Raw genomic sequence first — 17,573 nt, 5'->3', positions numbered from 1 at the left:
CACCTCCCTAGGCTGGAGTCATGTACGTCATGACTATCGACCAGCGCGGCAGCACGGGCGACGTCGACCGCGTTCCCGGGCTCCTCAAGGAACTCAGTGCACTCTCCACTGCCGGGCGCTTTGAGCGTTCGGTGGGAGACGAGGTCCAGGGCGTGGTGGAACGGGCGGATGAGGTTGTGGAGATCGCCCTGCATGCGCTGCGCACCGGCCGCTGGTACGTCGGAATCGGGGTGGGGGAGGTGGACCAGCCGCTGCCGGACAGCCCGCGGGAAGGCTCCGGTCCTGCCTTCGTGGCAGCCCGGGCCGCCGTTGACCGGGCCAAAGGGGCGGCCGCCCACGTACCGCTCGCCGTGGTCGCCGGCCGCGGCCGCCGCCGGGCAAGTGCAACGGTAAGCGCAGCGGCGGCCGCTGACGGCGCAAGCGGGTCCCAGGGGGCGAAGGCCTGCGCCAATGCCGAGGCGGTGCTCCGACTCATTGGTCGCCTGGTCCAGGACCGGACCGCGGCGCAATGGAAGGTGGTGGACGTGCTGCGCTCGGTGCGGCACGACACCCACGGCACTCATGGCACCCAAAAAATTGCGGCGCAGAAACTCGGAATCACGGAACAGTCGGTGAGCCGCGCAGTCCTGCGCTCGGGCTGGCAGGAAGAATGGGCGGCGAGGCCGGCGGCAGAAATGTTGCTGGCCCTCGCCCACGACACCGTAGAAGGAGAAAAGTGAACGCCCTCTGGATCATGCTGGCCCTGCTCACCGCAGGCTTCGCCGGCTGGCCGGTCACCGCATGGGTGTTCCGTCTCGCCCGGACCATCGATGACCGGGCCGACGCCGGCGGCGCTGCCGGCGCGGCGCGCACTCCCGGCGGGGACGCGGCTGAAGACCCCTCTGCCGACTCCACCACGGACCCCGAAATCCAGGCGCCCCTTGAGGCCGGACCGGACGCCGCGCAGGTCTCGCCGGGCGCCGCTCCGGCCTCACCGGGCGCCCCTGCGCCCGACGACACCGTCAGTAGCGTGCGCATCCTGCGCGGCGGCGCCATTATCGGCATCCTGGAACGGTTCGCCGTGTGCCTGGCAATCCTCGCCGGCCAGCCCGTCGCAATCGCCTATGTCGTGGCGATCAAGGGCCTCGGCCGGTTTGCCGAGTTGAAAGCCACCCCGGTTGCCGCCGAGCGGTTCATCATCGGAACCCTCACCTCCATGCTCTGGGCAGCCGGCGTCGCCGCCCTGGCCAAGGTCCTCTTCCTCGGCTGACCGCCTGCCCCGGCACCCCCCGGATGGGAACCGGGCAAACAGGGCGATAGTGTATCCATATGACTGTTTTTGCTGTGGAGTACGTGTACGACGCCGAATCTTCCGAGGTCCGCGATGCCAGCCGCCCGGCGCACCGCGAATGGACATCGGGACTTGCCCGCGAGGGCGCCCTGCTGGCCAGCGGCCCCTACGGCGACGGTGCGGGCGCGCTGCTCATCTTCAAGGCGGCCGATGAGGCGGCCTTGAACGACCTCCTGGGGCAGGACCCCTTCGCGGCCGCCGGTGCCATCTCGGGCACGCGCACCACTGTGTGGGCGCCGCTGACCGGTCTTCTGGCCGAGCACGCCTAGCCCGTCCCGCCCACCTTCGCTTCATCGATACTAAAAGGGAGTCCATGTGACCTCGGTCAGCCTGGGAATGCCGTCAGCACCGCCCCCCGTCCTTGCCCCCCGCCGGAAGACGCGCCAGATCAAGGTGGGATCCGTGGGCGTCGGCTCCGATTCGCCCATCAGCGTCCAGTCCATGACCACGACGCCGACCACCGACATCAATGCCACCTTGCAGCAGATCGCGGAGCTCACGGCTTCAGGCTGCGACATCGTGCGTGTCGCCTGCCCTTCCGCCGATGACGCCGAGGCGTTGCCGATCATCGCCAAGAAGTCCCAGATCCCGGTGATCGCAGACATCCACTTCCAGCCGAAGTACGTCTTCGCCGCGATTGAGGCCGGCTGTGCCGCCGTGCGCGTGAACCCGGGCAACATCCGCAAGTTCGATGACCAGGTCAAGGAAATCGCCCGGGCCGCAAAGGACCATGGCACCTCGATCCGGATCGGCGTCAACGCCGGCTCCCTGGAGCCCGGCATCTTGAAGAAATACGGCAAGGCCACCCCGGAAGCCCTCGTGGAATCCGCCGTCTGGGAAGCGTCGCTCTTTGAAGAGCACGGTTTCCACGACTTCAAGATCTCCGTCAAGCACAATGACCCGGTCATCATGGTTGCCGCCTACGAGATGCTGGCCGAAAAGGGCGACTGGCCCCTGCACCTCGGCGTCACCGAGGCCGGACCGGCATTCCAGGGCACCATCAAGTCCGCGACGGCGTTTGGCGCCCTGCTCTCCCGTGGGATCGGTGACACCATCCGCGTCTCCCTCTCGGCCCCGCCGGTCGAGGAGATCAAGGTCGGCAACCAGATTCTGCAGTCGCTCAACCTGCGCCCCCGCAAGCTCGAAATCGTCTCGTGCCCGTCCTGCGGCCGCGCCCAGGTGGACGTCTACACGCTGGCCGAGCAGGTCACTGCGGGCCTGGAAGGCATGGAGATCCCGCTGCGGGTGGCAGTCATGGGCTGCGTAGTGAATGGCCCCGGCGAGGCCCGCGAGGCCGATCTCGGGGTTGCCTCGGGTAACGGCAAGGGCCAGATCTTTGTCAGGGGCGAGGTCATCAAAACTGTCCCGGAGGATCAGATTGTTGAGACACTGATCGAAGAAGCCATGCGTATCGCGGAAGAGATGGGGGACGCCGATGGCGAAGATGCTGTCAAGGGTAGCCCCGTGGTTAGCGTCTCGTAAGGACGACGCCGCTCCGGGCGTCGTTGTCCGGGTCCTAGGTGGCGCCGACACCGGACAACTGCTGGCGCTGGCGCACCGGGATGCCGTGGCCAATGTCTTCATCCTCTCGCATCTGGAGGCCGCCGGCACGGCGGCACCCACGGCCGGGGGCGCCAGCATTCTTGGCGTGTTCGACGGCGACACCCTCCTCGGCGCCTGCTGGGCCGGTGCCAACCTGGTGCCGATCGAGCTGGCCCCCGACCTCGCAGGCCTCGTTGCCATGGCCGCACACCGCTCGGGGCGCCGCTACGCCTCGATCTTTGGCCCCGCCGAGACTGTCCTGGCCATCTACTCGGCCCTGGAACAGCTCGGCCAGGTGGCCCATGAAGTCCGGGACCACCAGCCCCTGCTGACGATCTCGGGCCCGCCCGCTGTCCTGCCCGAGCCCGCACTGGGCTTTGGCCAACTGGCTGACTTCGAGAAGATCCTGCCCGCGTGCGCCGCCATGTTCGAGGAAGAGGTGGGCTATTCGCCCTACCTTGGCGGCAGGGAGTATTACAGCCGCCGCGTCAGGAACCTCGTCCGCCAGGGCCATTCCCTCGTGCACGTGAACGCGGACGGCCAAGTGGTCTTCAAAGCCGAACTGGGCGCCGTCACGCAGGAAGTGACCCAGGTCCAGGGCGTCTGGATGAATCCTGAGTTCCGCGGCCTGGGACTGAGCGCGGGCTACATGGCCGCCGTCGTCGACCTCGCCCAGACCCTGGCGCCGGTCACCAGCCTGTACGTCAACGACTTCAACACCAAGGCCCGCGCCACCTACGAGCGAGTCGGCTTCCGCCAGGTGGGCACGTTCGCTACAGTGCTCTTCTAGCAGGCGGCTGCCGGCTACCTTTCTGGTTTTTTGGGGGAAACATGAAGACGTCAGCGCTGCGCATTGCCGGAGCCTCGGTTCTACTCATCTGGGGCGCCGTCGGGCTGTCCGCGTGCGGCAACTCGGCCGGCTCACCGGACACAGCCAAGAGTCCGGCGGCGCCGGTTGCGACTCCGGTTTCCAGCGCGACCGCGACGCCGGCACCCACCCAGACGCAGGCCAGGGCCTACACCAGCAAGGAACTGACGGCCCTTGTGGCGAAGTTGAAGGACGCTCACGGCAAGCCGCTCACCGTGATGTCGACCGCCGATCTCAAGAAAACGATCGGTCAGGCAAAATCCGCGCTGGCATCGATCTCGGTGGAGCCCGCGGAGTGCGCGCCGCTGGCGCTAGGAGGCCAGATGCCCTCGCCCGAAAGTCTGGCGGCAGGGGCGGGGCTGTCCCAGGATGCTGCAACGGGCGCCGTGACGGGGATCTCGCTGGCGTCAGTAGCTGGTTCCAAAGTCCTCTCGCAGGGACTCGTTCAGTCCGAGGACCTCAAGAAGTGCTCGAACCTGTCCGTCATGACCGGCGGCACCAAGGTGGACGTCAAGCTGACCAAGCTGGGCGCACTCGGTTCAACCCCGGGCAGCATCGCGTACCGGACAGACACGGCCCTCCCGGACGGCCAAATGCAGTCCGCGATCACCGGCCAGGTGTTGCAGAACGGCGTCCTCTTTACCGTCAGCGCGGCCGGTGGCGCCAGCGAGGCCGACGCCGTGTCCAGGGCGGGAAAGTTGCTGGATCAGGCCGCCGCGCTCGTCGGGAAGTAAGCCGGCTGGGCCGCCCGCAAAGGACTTGTAAGGACATGACGAAATTATCTGGGTGCAGACTCTTGCTTCGCGGCCCGGTGTCACATAGGTTCTAGCTAGCCGTGTCGCATAGGCGCGAACGTTCCCCAGCGGATTTTCCGGGGAAAGCAGCGCCTGGAGACGACACCAAGTAGCTCGCAGCCTGAGATCTGGGGGTGCTGGGGCCACGGGAGCCACGCCATGACAGGATGACCAGCCGGAAACGGCCAGGGGCTTCCACAGTTATGGCGTGGCTCTTCCATGTCCTGCCCTCCGCCGCAGCGGGGCCGCCGCGGCAAAGGGGGGCGCTCCGGACGGTAGATTAGTACCTAGATGCTTTTCCCGGTTTTGCCCGCACTTCCCCAGAAACGGATATCCCACCTGTGGTCCTTCGACTCTCCAAGCTGTTCCTGCGCACCCTGCGCGAAGATCCCGCCGACGCCGAGGTGGCCAGCCACCGGCTCCTGGTCCGGGCCGGCTACATCCGGCGGGCCGCGCCGGGCATCTACACGTGGCTGCCGCTGGGGCTGAGCGTGCTGCGCAAGGTGGAGCAGGTCATCCGCGAGGAAATGACCGCCATCGGAGCCCAGGAAGTCCACTTCCCGGCGCTGCTGCCCAAGGAGCCCTACGAGGCCACGAACCGCTGGACCGAATACGGCGAGGGCATCTTCCGGCTCAAGGACCGCAAAGGCAACGACTACCTCCTGGCTCCCACGCACGAGGAAATGTTCACCCTGCTGGTCAAGGACCTGTACTCCTCGTACAAGGACCTGCCGCTGAGCATCTACCAGATCCAGAACAAGTACCGCGATGAGGCGCGTCCCCGGGCAGGCCTGCTGCGCGGCCGCGAATTCATCATGAAGGATTCCTACTCCTTCGACGTCGACGACGCCGGACTGGACGACAGCTACGCCGCCCACCGCGGCGCGTACCTGAAGATCTTCGAGCGCCTCGGCCTCGAGGTGATTCCGGTTGCTGCCACCGCCGGTGCCATGGGCGGGTCCAAGAGCGAGGAATTCCTGCACCCCACCGAGATCGGTGAGGACACCTTCGTGCGCTCGGCCGGCGGCTACGCGGCGAACGTCGAAGCCGTCACCACCGTGGTCCCGGCGGACATCGACTTCAGCAACGCACCGGCCGCCGAAGTCCGTGATACCCCGGACACGCCCACCATCGAAACGCTCGTCGACGCCGCCAACGTCCTCGTCCCGCGCGCCGAGGCAGACGGCGGCCCCTGGACCGCCGCCGACACGCTCAAGAACGTCGTGCTCGCCGTGACGCTGCCGACCGGCGAACGCCAGCTCGTCGTCATCGGCCTCCCCGGCGACCGCGGCGTCGACCTCAAGCGCGTCGAAGCGAACATCGGGTCCTTCCTGCCGATCGCAGGCGAAATCACGCTCGAAGCCGCCAACGACGAGGACCTCAAGAAGCAGCCCCTGATCGTGAAGGGCTACCTCGGCCCCGGCATGTCCCTGAACGCGCCCCTGCTGGGCACCGAGGCCGCCGCAAAGATGCTCTACCTCGTGGACCCCCGCGTCGTCAGCGGCTCCGCCTGGGTCACCGGCGCCAACGAGGCCGGCAAACACGTCTTCGGCCTCGTTGCCGGACGCGACTTCGGCTGGGACGGCGTCATCGAGTGCACCGACGTGCGCGCCGGCGACGAGGCTCCGGACGGTTCCGGTCCGCTCGAAACCGCCCGCGGCATCGAAATGGGCCACATCTTCCAGCTGGGCCGGAAGTACGCCGCGGCACTGGACTTGAAGGTCCTGGACCAGAACGGCAAGCAGGTGGTGGTGACCATGGGTTCCTACGGCGTCGGCGTCACCCGCGCCGTCGCAGCCCTGGCCGAGTCCAACCACGACGACAAGGGCCTGGTCTGGCCGCGCGCAGTCGCCCCGGCCGACGTCCACGTTGTGGCGGTGGGCCGCGGCGAGGAAATCTTCGCCGCCGCCGAAAAACTCTCCCTGGAGCTCGAAGCTGCCGGCCTCGACGTCATCTATGACGACCGTCCCAAGGTTTCCCCCGGCGTGAAGTTCGGCGACGCCGAACTCGTCGGCGTCCCCACCATCCTCGCCGTCGGGCGCGGACTCGTGGACGGCGTCGTGGAGATCAAGGACCGCCGCAGCGGCAATGCCGAGAATGTAGCCGTTGACAAGGCTGTTGACTACGTAGTCAACGCCGTGCGCAACAGCTGATGCTGCACAGTCCCGGGCCGTACTAAGTAATGGTCTCCGGACTCGAGTCGATCCAGCTCGGAACTGTCATCCTGATCGTCGTGGCCGGCCTGGCCGCGGGCTGGGTCGACGCCGTCGTCGGTGGCGGCGGGCTCATCCAGCTCCCGGCCATGCTCCTGGTGCCGGGCATTAGCCCGGTCCAGGCGTTGGCGACCAATAAGATGGGCTCCATCTTCGGCACCACCACGAGTGCGGTCACGTATTACGGCCGCGTCCGGCCCGATTTGCGCACTGCCCTGCCGATGGCGGCGATCGCGTTGGCGGGCAGCTACGGCGGTGCGGCGCTGGCCGCCAACCTGCCGGCGAGCGTCTTCAAGCCGATCATCGTGGTGGCGCTGATCGCCGTCGCGCTTTTCACCGCCTTCCAGCCCGGCATCGGTGAGCTGACCAAACTGCGCCACGCGGGGCACCGGCACTACGTGGTGGCCTGCCTGATCGGCGGCGTGATCGGCTTCTATGACGGCCTGATCGGTCCCGGCACCGGCTCGTTCCTGATCATCGCCCTCGTCTCGGCCATGGGCTACGCCTTCCTGGAAGCGAGCGCCAAGGCCAAGATCGTGAACGTGGCCACCAATGCCGGTGCCCTGCTGTTCTTCGTGCCGCACGGCGCCGTGCTGTGGGGGCTCGGGCTGCTGCTGGGCATGGCGAACATGGCCGGCGGCTACCTCGGTGCCCGCACTGCGGTCCGGCAGGGGAGCAAATTCATCCGGATCGTGTTCCTGGTGGTGGTGGGCGCGCTGATCATCAAGCTCGGCTCCGACGTCTGGCAGGACAACTTCGCTTAGGCCGCAGCTCCCGCAAGGACTCCCGGTCCGCTGGTCCCGGGCGTAGCATGCAGCTATGTCGGCAAGTGAGGAACGCTACCGGGATGCCCTCGAGGCCGCGGCCGGGCACGCGCGCCGGTGGCTCGAGAGCCAGGGAACACGCCGCATCGGGCCGCAGGCCACGGCGGCCGAGCTCGCGGCCGACTTCGGCGGCCCGCTGCCCCAAGAAGGGATGCCGGCCGCGGAGGTGGTGGACTATCTCGCGGCCAAGGCCGAACCCGGGCTGATGGCCATGCCGTCCGGGCGGTTCTTCGGCTGGGTCATCGGCGGCACGCTGCCTGCCGCCTTGGCGGCGGACTGGCTGCTCAGCGCCTGGGACCAGAATACGGGGCTGCGCTTCGCCACGCCCGCTACCGCCGCGATCGAGGAAGCCGCCGGCAAATGGATCCTGGAGCTGTTGGGTCTGCCCGAAGAGTCCGACGTCGGCTTTGCCACCGGCGCCACCATGGCCAACTTCACCGGACTCGCCGCCGCCCGCTGGCGGCTCATGGCCGATGCCGGCTGGGACCTCGACGGCGACGGCCTCGCCGGTGCGCCCCGGATCCGCTGCTTCGTGGGGCAGGAGCGCCACGAAACGATCGACCTCGGCCTGCGCTATCTGGGCCTCGGACGTCCCACTGTGGTGCCCTCGGACCGCCAAGGGCGCATCATCCCGGCGGAACTGGATTGCGCCCTGGACCTTGCGCTCAGCGCGGGGGAGGGTGGCCGCCCGGTCCCAGCCCTCGTGTGCCTTCAGGCCGGCAACCTGCATTCGGGCGCCTTCGACCCCTTAGTCGAGGCCATCGCCATCGCGAAGGCGCATGTGGACGGGGCATTCGGGCTCTGGGCGGCCGCCGTGCCCGAACTGTCCGCCCTGACCGCGGGACTCGGCCTGGCCGATTCGTGGGGAACGGATGCGCCCAAGACCCTCAACGTCCCCTACGACTGCGGGATCGTGATCGTGCGCGACGCCCGCGCCCTGCGTTCGGCGATGGGGCTGCACGCCGTTTACCTGATCCAGGCCGCGGACGGGGCCGGGGACCCGTCCGAAAGAGTGCCTGAGCTCTCCCGCCGCGCGCGGGGCGTGCCGGTGTGGGCGGCGCTGAAATCCTTGGGCCGCGACGGCGTCGCCAGCCAGGTCCGCACGCTCGTGCACCGGGCCGCGCAGTTGGCCGATCAGCTCGCGGCGCTGGACGGCGTCGAGGTGCTCAACGACGTCGACTACACCCAGGTGTCCCTGGCGTTCGGGGACGACGCCGTGACGCGCGCCGTGACGGAACGGGTGATGGGCGATGGCCGGGTCTGGATGTCCGGGTCGCGCTGGCAGGACCGCGATATCCTGCGGATTTCGGTGAGCAACTGGAGCACGGACGACGCCGACGTCAGAATCGCCGTCGACGCCGTCCGCGACGCACTGGCGGCCGTGCGGGGCTAGCCGCCGGCCATCCAGGCTGCTTCCCCGGCTGCTTCCCCGGGCGAAGGGAGCTTCTGGGGAGCGGGCAAGCCGGGAAGAGTCCGGCCGGCCAGCGTGCTCGCCACCCACAGTGAACGGGCCAGATCGCCGTCGTGGTGTCGCAGCGAGGCATACCCGAGGGCGTTCTCCACCTCGCGCACCAGGCTCCACTGCCGGGCGGTCTCGGCGTCCAGACCGGCGGCCGCACTGAAATCCCCGCAGCGTGCGAGCAGTGCCCGTCCGGGATCTTGCTGTGGCAACTCGCGGAGCCTGTTCCACAGCACGGGGGCCACGGCAAATTCGGCCTCGCCGATCATGGGCTGGGGATCAATCGCAGCGTAGGGCTCCAGCCCCGCCGGTTCCTCCTGCCGGGTGCCCGGTCCCGGCACGCCGGGCCGGGCCAGGATGTTCAAGTAGTGCAGGTCCGCGTGGACCAGAACGTCCTTGCCGGACCGCCTGCCGACGGCACCGCGGGTCTGGCAGACTTCAAGCGCCGCCTCGAGCAACCACCGGGGGAACGGCCGCGCCAGTTGCTCCCACGTCGCGGGGAGCTCATCGCTCCACTGTTCGGCCCGGGCCGCCACGTGGTCGATTTCCTGCCACCCCGGCCGGTCATCGGGGACCACGCTGAGCTGGCGGACCACGCCGCCCCACACCGTCACCGCCGTTTCCAAGGGGACATCCAGCAGGGAGCGGTAGGCGTCCAGGCGCTCCAGGAGCAGGGCGCAGGATCCGGCGTCGGCGGCCAGCAGCCTGACGGCGCCATGGCCTCCCCACAGGGTGAGGGCGTGGTGTTCGCGAGTGGCCTCCTCATGCGGGAAAGCCACCTTCAGGACCGCTGCACCGCCGTTGCCGGGGCCGGTGCCGCCGGATCCATCCCCGTCCCGGCGACGGACCGGGATGACGACGCCGCCATGACCGTTCCAGGGAAGGGCGCCCGGCTCCAAGTCCGGCAGAAGCTCCCACTGATCGAGGCATTGTCCGATCAGGCCAGGAAGCGACGCCAGCCAGGCACGTCCGTCCGGCGTGCGGGAGTAGCGGCGGGAAAGATCGGGCGGAATGGGAACGTCTGGGATGGGGCTCACGGGACCTATCGTAGGCGCCGGAGTGCGTGCTGCCGGCTTGGCACGTGCCGGGTTGGGCGCTGCGGCCTTAGACGATGCCGCTCGCGCCGAGCGCGTTGCCGATCGCGAACGTGGCCACGAGAGCCGCCGCGCCGCCAACCACCACGCGGATGGCTGCCTTGAGCTTTGAGCCGCCGCCAATCCACGCGCCCACGGCGCCGGTGACCGCCAACGCCACGAGCACGGCCACGAAGGTCAGCGGGATCCTGATGCTCTCCGGCGGCAGCAGGATGGCCAGCATGGGCAGGACCGCACCGGCGAGGAACGCGATGGCGGAAGCGAACGCCGCGTGCCATGGACTCACGATGTCGGTCTCGTCAATGTTGAGTTCGGCCGAGAGGTGCGCGCCGAGGGCGTCGTGCGCCGTGAGCTCCTTGGCCACCGTGCGTGCCGTCGCGGGGCTAAGGCCCTTGCCCTGGTAGATCGCGGCGAGCTCCTCGAGCTCTTCCTCCGGCTGTTCCTGCAGTTCCAGGCGCTCCTTCTCGATCAAGGCGCGCTGGCTGTCCTTCTGGCTGCTGACCGAGACATATTCACCGAGCGCCATCGAAATAGCGCCGCCCACCACGCCCGCGGCGCCCGCGATCAGGATCGGCCCGGTGTCGGTAGTGGCGCTGGCGACGCCGACGACGATCGCGGCGACAGAGACGATGCCGTCATTGGCCCCCAGGACGCCCGCACGGAGCCAATTGAGGCGGTGCGCGAGGTCATTGTGGTGCGGCTCGTTCTCGTGAAAGGTTGCGGCGCCGGTCATGTCCATGACTACAGCAAATCACCCGGGCCGGGGCCTTGCCAGTATTCCAAGGCTTACCAAAATTAGCCGAGGCTTGCTCCGCCCCTGGGCGTCCCGGCTTCGACGGCCTTCAGCCTGCCTTCAGCCTGCCGGCTGCGACGGCAGCGTGGCGGGGTCAAGACCGGGCAGAGCGCCGGGATCCGTGCCCCACTGCACGGCCCGCTTCCCGGCACCGAGCAGGGCCGAAATGGCCCACTGCCGGGTCTCACCTTCGCTCAGCGCCACGAGGTCGCCATACGCGGGCAGCGCGGTGGCTTCCAGGCTGCCGAGGCCGGCCGCGGGGGAGACCAGGAAGGACCGACCCAGCTTGTAGCCCGCCTCGCGCGGCGGAACAGCGGAGCAGTTCAGCCGGCTCAGGGATTCTGCGCCGCTGAGGAGCGCGTCATGGCGGGCGAGTTTCTCGGCCGCGGATTTCGCCTGGTCGCCGCCCAGCCGGGGCAGCGCCACCTGGTAGCCGTAGATGGTTTGCGCTTCGGTCCGGACCACCGCCGCCAGGGCACCCCCGAGGCTGGATGCGGCCGCGGACTTCCCCGCTGCGGATTGCCCTGCATCGGACGGCCCTGCATCGGACTGCGATGTCGGAGTTGGGGACGGGCATGTGCCGGACAGATGCGGGGAGGTCACGTCGGCAGCCGGCGCCGCCGTCCCGGTGCCGGCCGCGAGGGCGGACGCCTGCAGCAGCTGCGCGGTGCCGACGGAAGCCAACAGCCGTGCCATGCCGCCGTCGGCCACGGCAGCGTCCGCGAGGCGCTGTTTTCCGCTCTTCGCGAGAGCCGCCACGAGCCCGGCAGCGGTCGAAGGCAGAGGCGAAGCTGACGCTCCGGCACTGGACGCTCCGGAAACGGACGGAGCCGGTGTGGCGGAGGAGGGTGCGGGGGCCGGAGGCGTTGCAGGGCCGGAGTCCGCGGCCGCTGTGCTGGCCGCGGCTGCAGGGCTTTCTCCCGGTGCGAGCAGCGCTTGCGCCTGGGTTGTCAGCAACGTCACAGTTCGCTTGACGGCGGGGTTCCCGGCAGCGGCCGGAGGGCGGTCCGCGCTCTCCGCTGGGCTGTCTTCTGGCCCGTCTTGCTTCGCGGTGCCCAGTTGGCTGCCGGCGTCCAGCAGCTGCAGGGTTTCGGCCAATGCGGCAGCGCGCGCCTGTTCGGAAAAGGGCGGTTCCGCAGGTTCCGGCGGCCTGGCTGGTATCAGAACCACCCCCAGGCTCACCACCACAAGGGCGAGGCACACCAGAAGCACGTAGCGGGGGAGCGACCGGGGAAAGTGGTCCTGCCATCGCTTTTCCCTGGTGTCGTCGTTCACAACAGACCATGTTGTCATGCCTGCCCGGACTCCGTGCACCACGTCGCCCGGAAAATCGCTAGGCTAGTACACACAACATTATCTAGCGGGAGGCGGCCGGCATCATGACCAACGCAGAAGCCACGACTTCATCAGACCGGACCGGGACGGGGAAGGCTGAAGCCGCACCCGTTCAGAATGTCGAGGCCGAGCGCCTGTATGCACTCCTGGAACCTGCAGTGCAGGCGAACCGGTTGTATCTTGAGGATGTATCCATCCATGTCGCTGGCGCCAACCGGGTGGTCCACGTAGTGGTGGACCTGCCCCAGGAGGAGACCGGGGGCGTCGGGCTCGATGTCATCGCCGAGATCTCCAAGACCCTCTCGGACACCTTGGACAACGACCCCAGCATGGACGCGCGCCCCTACGAGCTTGAAGTCTCTTCACCCGGCGTCGGACGCCCACTGACGCAAGAGCGGCACTGGCACCGCGCCCGCGGACGGATGGTCAACGTGAACGTGATTCAGGGTGACAACGTCACCGGCAGGGTCCAGTCCGTAGATGACGGGGGCGTCACCATCGTCCCGGAAATTGCCGTCAAGAAGGGCATGAAGCCCAAACAGGGTGAGCCCGTCAAGCTTCCTTTCGACAGGATCCGCAGCGGAAAAGTCGAGATAGAGTTCAGCCACCTCGAAGAGGCCGGTCTGGAAAAAGAACACAATGGACCTTCTGAGGAGGCCTAATGGATATTGACATGAGCGCGCTGAGACTCCTGGAGCGTGAGCGTGAAATCCCGCTGGATCTCCTGATTCCAACGATCGAGCAGGCACTGCTGGTGGCTTACCACAAGACCCCCGGCGCCTTCGAAAAGGCCCGGGCCGAGCTCGACCGCAAGAGCGGCCACGTGACCATCTGGGCCACCGAGATCGACGACGACGGCGCCCCGATCGGCGAATTCGAGGACACCCCCGCGGGCTTCGGACGCATCGCGGCGAGTACCGCACGGCAGATCATCCTGCAGCGCCTCCGGGACGCCGAGGACGACAACGTGCTAGGCCAGTTCAAAGGCCGCGAAGGTGAGCTTGTGGCTGGCACCATCCAGCAGGGCAACAACCCGCACATGATCCAGGTGAACCTGGGCACGGTGGAGGCACTGTTGCCGCCGCCCGAGCAGGTTCCCGGCGAGAAGTACATCCACGGCAACCGGCTGCGCGCCTTCGTGATCGACGTCCACCGCGGCACCAAGGGCCCGTCCATCACGTTGTCCCGCTCCCACCCCGGTCTCGTCCGGAAGCTCTTCGAACTCGAAGTTCCCGAGATCGCGGACCGTTCGGTCGAAATCGTGGCGCTTGCCCGCGAGGCCGGCCACCGCACCAAGATCGCCGTCAAGGCCAACACCCCCGGCGTCAATGCCAAGGGCGCCTGCATCGGTGAAATGGGTTCGCGTGTCCGGGCGGTCATGACGGAACTGAACGACGAGAAGATCGACATCGTTGACTACAACGACGATCCGGCGACCTTCATCGCCAGCGCCCTCTCGCCGTCGCGCGTGAATTCGGTCACGATCACTGATGAGGCGACCCGTTCGGCGCGGGTGGTCGTTCCCGATTACCAGCTCTCCCTGGCCATCGGCAAGGAGGGCCAGAACGCCCGTCTCGCCGCCAAGCTCACGGGATGGCGCATCGACATCGTCTCCGACGCCGCCGTCAACAGCGGCAAATAGCTCCCAAGCGCGCAAGCGCACGAACAGGCGCACGAACACAGGCAGCGGGCCGCCGTCGCGGTCCGCTGCCTGTGTGCGTTCTCACGGGCTGGCCGTGATTTCCAAGCTGACCGGCACGTCTGGGTTCGGGACCCGGGCGCCGGAGGGGCTAGAATGGATATGACCGCGCCTAACGGCCGGTATCCGTGTGTCTTTGGCGCGTCTGGGTTTTTCTCAGATTCCCGGGACGCGGTGATTCACCAAGCAGTTGTACTGGCAGGAAGATACTCGAACGTGGCACATGTGCAACACCTCGGGAATCAGCCGCAGCGCACCTGTATCGGATGCCGACAAAAAGGGTCGCGGTCGGAGTTACTCCGGCTCGTCGCCGGCGCCGGTGGTTCGTCCGCCGTCGTGGTGGATGAACGACGCCGGATGGCTGGCCGGGGAGCATGGCTGCACCCCAGCGAAAAGTGCCTGGCACTGGCGGTCAAACGTCGAGCGTTCGGTCGCGCCCTCAAGGGCGCAGCCGGTACAGCTGACGTGGAACGCCGGATCACTACCGGCACGGAAGCCGTGGGCACCCCGGTGGCCGCAGCAACAACCGTCCAACCTGAAAGCGGGTCAGAAAACTGATGGAAACCCGATGAGTTCCCAGCGATGAGTGCGCAACGATGACAACTTTGTTGCGCTCTGCAATGGGCCTTTCAGCTGCATTCGCGGCGGAGGCCCGCAGTAAGAAGTAGACGGTTCGTGCCTGGCTCGGTGCGGACCGAGACAGGAGAAATGTGGCCAAGGTCCGCGTACATGAGCTTGCTAAAGAGCTCGGTATTACTTCCAAAGATGCAGTAACCAAACTGCAGGAATTGGGCGAATTCGTTCGCTCCGCCTCGTCAACAATCGAGGCTCCCGTTGTGCGGAAACTGCGCAACGCTTTCCCCGACGCCCCCGCAGCTTCGAAGTCCGAAGCTCCGGCGTCCGCCCCCCAGGCATCTGCCAGCCCGGCAGCGACCCGTCCGGCGCCTGCGCCTGGCCCCGCTGCGCCCAAGGCTGCGGAACCCAAGGCTGAAGCTCCGGCTCCGGCCGCTGCGGCACCTGCCGCCGCGCCCGCCGCTCCGGCAGCCCCTGCCGCCCAGGCTCCGGTAGCCCCCGCTGCCCAGGCCCCGGCTGCTCCCTCGACGGGCGTTAAGCCCGGCGCGCGTCCGGCCCCCAAGGCTGAAACCCCGGCTGCTCCGGCACGCCAGGGCGGTTCTGCACCGCGTCCGGGCGGTCCCCGTCCCGGCAACAACCCCTTCGCCACGTCCCAGGGCATGCCCCGCGGCCGCGGCGGCGACAACGAACGTTCATCGCGTCCGGGCAACAACCCGTTCGCTCCTTCCCAGGGCATGCCGCGTCCGGGCGGCCGCACCGAGGGCGAACGCCCCGGTGGTCCGCGCCCCGCAGCAGGCGCTGGCGGCCCCCGTCCGGGTGGTCCGCGTCCGGCAGCAGGCGCAGGCGGCCCCCGCCCCGGCGCCCCGCGTCCGGCTGGCGCTGCCGGCGCTGGTCGTCCGGCAGGAGCCGGCGGCAACCGCCCGACTCCGGGCATGATGCCTAACCGCACCGAACGTCCCGCACCCGCTGGTGCCGGCCGTCCCGGCGGCGGAGGCCGTGGTCCGGGCCGTCCGGGTGGCGCTCCAGGTACCGGTGCTCCCGGTGCCGGTGGCGGCGCTCCGGCCGGTGGTGGCTTTGGTAAGGGCGGTCGCGGTCGCGGCGGCACCCAGGGTGCCTTCGGTAAGGGCGGCGCAGGCCGTGGCAAGCAGCGCAAGTCGAAGCGTGCCAAGCGTCAGGAACTGGAGCAGATGAGTGCTCCGTCGCTGGGTGGCGTGAGCGTACCCCGCGGCGACGGCAACACCGTAGTCCGGCTTCGCCGTGGCTCGTCCATCACGGACTTTGCCGACAAGATCGAGGCGAACCCCGCCGCACTGGTGACGGTCCTCTTCCACCTCGGCGAAATGGCCACGGCCACGCAGTCGCTGGATGAAGAGACCTTCGCCCTGCTCGGCGAGGAGCTTGGCTACAAGCTTCAGGTTGTGTCCCCGGAGGACGAGGAGCGCGAGCTGCTCTCCACCTTCGACATCGACTTCGACGCCGAACTGGAAGCCGAAGGCGATGAAGACCTCGAGGCACGTCCTCCGGTTGTCACCGTCATGGGTCACGTTGACCACGGTAAGACCCGACTGCTCGACGCCATCCGCAAGTCCGACGTTATGGCGGGCGAGCACGGCGGCATCACGCAGCACATCGGTGCCTACCAGGTCACCCACGCCCACGAAGGCATCGATCGCAAGATCACCTTCATCGATACTCCGGGCCACGAGGCGTTCACCGCCATGCGTGCCCGTGGTGCGAAGGTCACCGACATCGCCATCCTGGTGGTCGCAGCGGACGACGGCGTTATGCCGCAGACCGTTGAAGCCCTCAACCACGCCCAGGCGGCCAACGTGCCGATCGTCGTGGCCGTGAACAAGATCGACAAGGAAGGCGCCAACCCGGACAAGGTCCGCGGCCAGCTGACCGAGTACGGCCTGGTTCCGGAAGAATACGGTGGCGACACCATGTTCGTGGAGGTCTCGGCCCGCCAGAACCTCAACATCGACGAGCTCCTCGGCGCCGTCCTGCTCACCGCAGACGCTGCCTTGGACATGCGCGCCAACCCGAACAAGGACGCCCGCGGTATCGCGATTGAAGCCAACCTGGACAAGGGCCGCGGTTCCGTGGCCACCGTCCTGGTTCAGTCCGGTACCCTGCACGTCGGCGACACCATCGTGGCAGGCACGGCCCACGGCCGCGTCCGTGCGATGTTCGACGACGACGGCAGCGCCCTGACCGAGGCAGGCCCGTCCCGCCCCGTGCAGGTGCTGGGTCTGTCCAACGTCCCGCGCGCCGGTGACACCTTCTTCGTGACCGCTGACGAGCGCACCGCCCGCCAGATCGCCGAGAAGCGTGAAGCTGCCGACCGCAACGCCGCCCTGGCCAAGCGCCGCAAGCGCATCAGCCTGGAAGACTTCGACCAGGCCGTCGCCGATGGCAAGATCGACACCCTCAACCTCATCCTCAAGGGTGACGTGTCCGGTGCCGTGGAAGCCCTCGAAGACGCGCTGCTCAAGATCGACGTCGGCGAGGGTGTCCAGCTCCGCGTCATCCACCGCGGTGTCGGTGCGATCACGCAGAACGACGTCAACCTGGCAACGGTCGACAGCGCCGTCATCATCGGCTTCAACGTCAAGCCCGCCGAGCGTGTTGCCGAACTGGCAGACCGCGAAGGCGTGGACATGCGCTTCTACTCCGTCATCTACGCAGCAATCGATGACATTGAGGCAGCCCTCAAGGGCATGCTCAAGCCGGAGTACGAAGAGGTCCAGCTTGGCACCGCCGAGGTGCGCGAAGTGTTCCGTTCCTCCAAGTTCGGCAACATTGCAGGCTCGATCGTCCGCTCGGGTATTATCCGACGCAACGCCAAGGCCCGCATCAGCCGCGACGGCAAGATCATCGGTGACAACCTCACCGTTGAGACGCTCAAGCGCTTCAAGGACGACGCCACCGAGGTCCGGACGGACTTCGAGTGTGGTATCGGTCTTGGCTCGTTCAACGACATCACCGAAGGCGACACCATCGAGACCTTCGAGATGCGCGAAAAGCCGCGCGTCTAGGGTGTTCTAGC

At 67.9% G+C, this 17,573-nt stretch carries 16 protein-coding genes; 13 read left to right on the top strand and 3 right to left on the bottom strand.

Translation table 11 applies throughout. From position 1 onward, the window contains the following. The first annotated feature begins 20 nt into the window (after window positions 1–20). The 9 genes from BLS42_RS03345 (at window position 21) to BLS42_RS03305 (ending at window position 8,964) form a co-directional block, all read left to right on the top strand. A complete protein-coding gene (locus tag BLS42_RS03345) occupies window positions 21–719 on the top strand; it encodes a MarR family transcriptional regulator (RefSeq protein WP_090576427.1) in 699 nt (232 codons plus the stop codon). After that, the gene (locus BLS42_RS03340) at window positions 716–1,249 is read left to right on the top strand and encodes a hypothetical protein (RefSeq protein ID WP_090576425.1); all 534 of its coding nucleotides are present in this window, start codon (window positions 716–718) and stop codon (window positions 1,247–1,249) included. Before BLS42_RS03345 ends, BLS42_RS03340 begins: the two co-directional genes overlap by 4 nt. Window positions 1,250–1,308: 59 nt before the next feature. Then, window positions 1,309–1,599, top strand: a complete 291-nt coding sequence (locus BLS42_RS03335; RefSeq protein WP_090576422.1) for a YciI family protein — start codon at window positions 1,309–1,311, stop codon at window positions 1,597–1,599. 46 nt (window positions 1,600–1,645) lie between these two features. Continuing rightward, complete coding sequence (gene ispG / locus BLS42_RS03330) at window positions 1,646–2,812, top strand: flavodoxin-dependent (E)-4-hydroxy-3-methylbut-2-enyl-diphosphate synthase (protein WP_090576419.1); 1,167 nt, start codon at window positions 1,646–1,648, stop codon at window positions 2,810–2,812. Beyond that, window positions 2,775–3,662, top strand: coding sequence for a GNAT family N-acetyltransferase (locus tag BLS42_RS03325; protein ID WP_090577080.1), 888 nt, complete (start codon window positions 2,775–2,777; stop codon window positions 3,660–3,662). Before ispG ends, BLS42_RS03325 begins: the two co-directional genes overlap by 38 nt. A 41-nt stretch (window positions 3,663–3,703) precedes the next feature. After that, the gene (locus BLS42_RS03320) at window positions 3,704–4,474 is read left to right on the top strand and encodes a hypothetical protein (RefSeq protein ID WP_090576416.1); all 771 of its coding nucleotides are present in this window, start codon (window positions 3,704–3,706) and stop codon (window positions 4,472–4,474) included. A 401-nt stretch (window positions 4,475–4,875) separates the two neighbouring features. After that, window positions 4,876–6,687, top strand: coding sequence for a proline--tRNA ligase (locus BLS42_RS03315; RefSeq protein ID WP_090576413.1), 1,812 nt, complete (start codon window positions 4,876–4,878; stop codon window positions 6,685–6,687). 29 nt (window positions 6,688–6,716) lie between these two features. Beyond that, window positions 6,717–7,511, top strand: a complete 795-nt coding sequence (locus BLS42_RS03310; protein ID WP_090576410.1) for a sulfite exporter TauE/SafE family protein — start codon at window positions 6,717–6,719, stop codon at window positions 7,509–7,511. Window positions 7,512–7,566: 55 nt separating this feature from the next. After that, on the top strand, window positions 7,567–8,964 hold the full coding sequence (locus BLS42_RS03305) for a pyridoxal phosphate-dependent decarboxylase family protein (protein ID WP_090576407.1): 1,398 nt from the start codon (window positions 7,567–7,569) through the stop codon (window positions 8,962–8,964). Here BLS42_RS03305 and BLS42_RS03300 read toward each other — a convergent pair. The 3 genes from BLS42_RS03300 to BLS42_RS03290 all read right to left on the bottom strand — a co-directional run bounded on the left by BLS42_RS03300 (window position 8,961) and on the right by BLS42_RS03290 (window position 12,210). Beyond that, window positions 8,961–10,067 (bottom strand): aminoglycoside phosphotransferase family protein, encoded by a 1,107-nt coding sequence (locus tag BLS42_RS03300; RefSeq protein WP_090576403.1) that lies wholly within the window; start codon window positions 10,065–10,067, stop codon window positions 8,961–8,963. The genes BLS42_RS03305 and BLS42_RS03300 overlap by 4 nt on opposite strands. A 67-nt stretch (window positions 10,068–10,134) precedes the next feature. After that, the gene (locus tag BLS42_RS03295; RefSeq protein WP_090576399.1) at window positions 10,135–10,863 is read right to left on the bottom strand and encodes a VIT1/CCC1 transporter family protein; all 729 of its coding nucleotides are present in this window, start codon (window positions 10,861–10,863) and stop codon (window positions 10,135–10,137) included. 114 nt (window positions 10,864–10,977) lie between these two features. After that, on the bottom strand, window positions 10,978–12,210 hold the full coding sequence (locus tag BLS42_RS03290; RefSeq protein WP_090576396.1) for a ferritin-like domain-containing protein: 1,233 nt from the start codon (window positions 12,208–12,210) through the stop codon (window positions 10,978–10,980). 86 nt (window positions 12,211–12,296) lie between these two features. On the opposite strand from BLS42_RS03290, the gene rimP reads away from it, so the two are divergent. From rimP to infB, 4 genes are all read left to right on the top strand, one after another. After that, complete coding sequence (rimP, locus tag BLS42_RS03285; protein ID WP_090576393.1) at window positions 12,297–12,914, top strand: ribosome maturation factor RimP; 618 nt, start codon at window positions 12,297–12,299, stop codon at window positions 12,912–12,914. After that, the gene (gene nusA, locus BLS42_RS03280) at window positions 12,914–13,894 is read left to right on the top strand and encodes a transcription termination factor NusA (protein WP_090576390.1); all 981 of its coding nucleotides are present in this window, start codon (window positions 12,914–12,916) and stop codon (window positions 13,892–13,894) included. The genes rimP and nusA overlap by 1 nt, the downstream gene beginning before the upstream one ends. 153 nt (window positions 13,895–14,047) lie before the next feature. Then, the gene (locus BLS42_RS03275) at window positions 14,048–14,509 is read left to right on the top strand and encodes a YlxR family protein (RefSeq protein WP_371129501.1); all 462 of its coding nucleotides are present in this window, start codon (window positions 14,048–14,050) and stop codon (window positions 14,507–14,509) included. Between the two features lie 152 nt (window positions 14,510–14,661). Further along, a complete protein-coding gene (gene infB / locus BLS42_RS03270) occupies window positions 14,662–17,562 on the top strand; it encodes a translation initiation factor IF-2 (RefSeq protein ID WP_090576386.1) in 2,901 nt (966 codons plus the stop codon). The last annotated feature ends 11 nt before the right edge of the window (window positions 17,563–17,573 follow it).

Origin of the sequence: Arthrobacter sp. ov407, assembly GCF_900102895.1 — a bacterium.
Taxonomy (GTDB): Bacteria; Actinomycetota; Actinomycetes; order Actinomycetales; family Micrococcaceae; genus Arthrobacter.
This window is presented reverse-complemented; position numbering and strand designations above follow the sequence as displayed.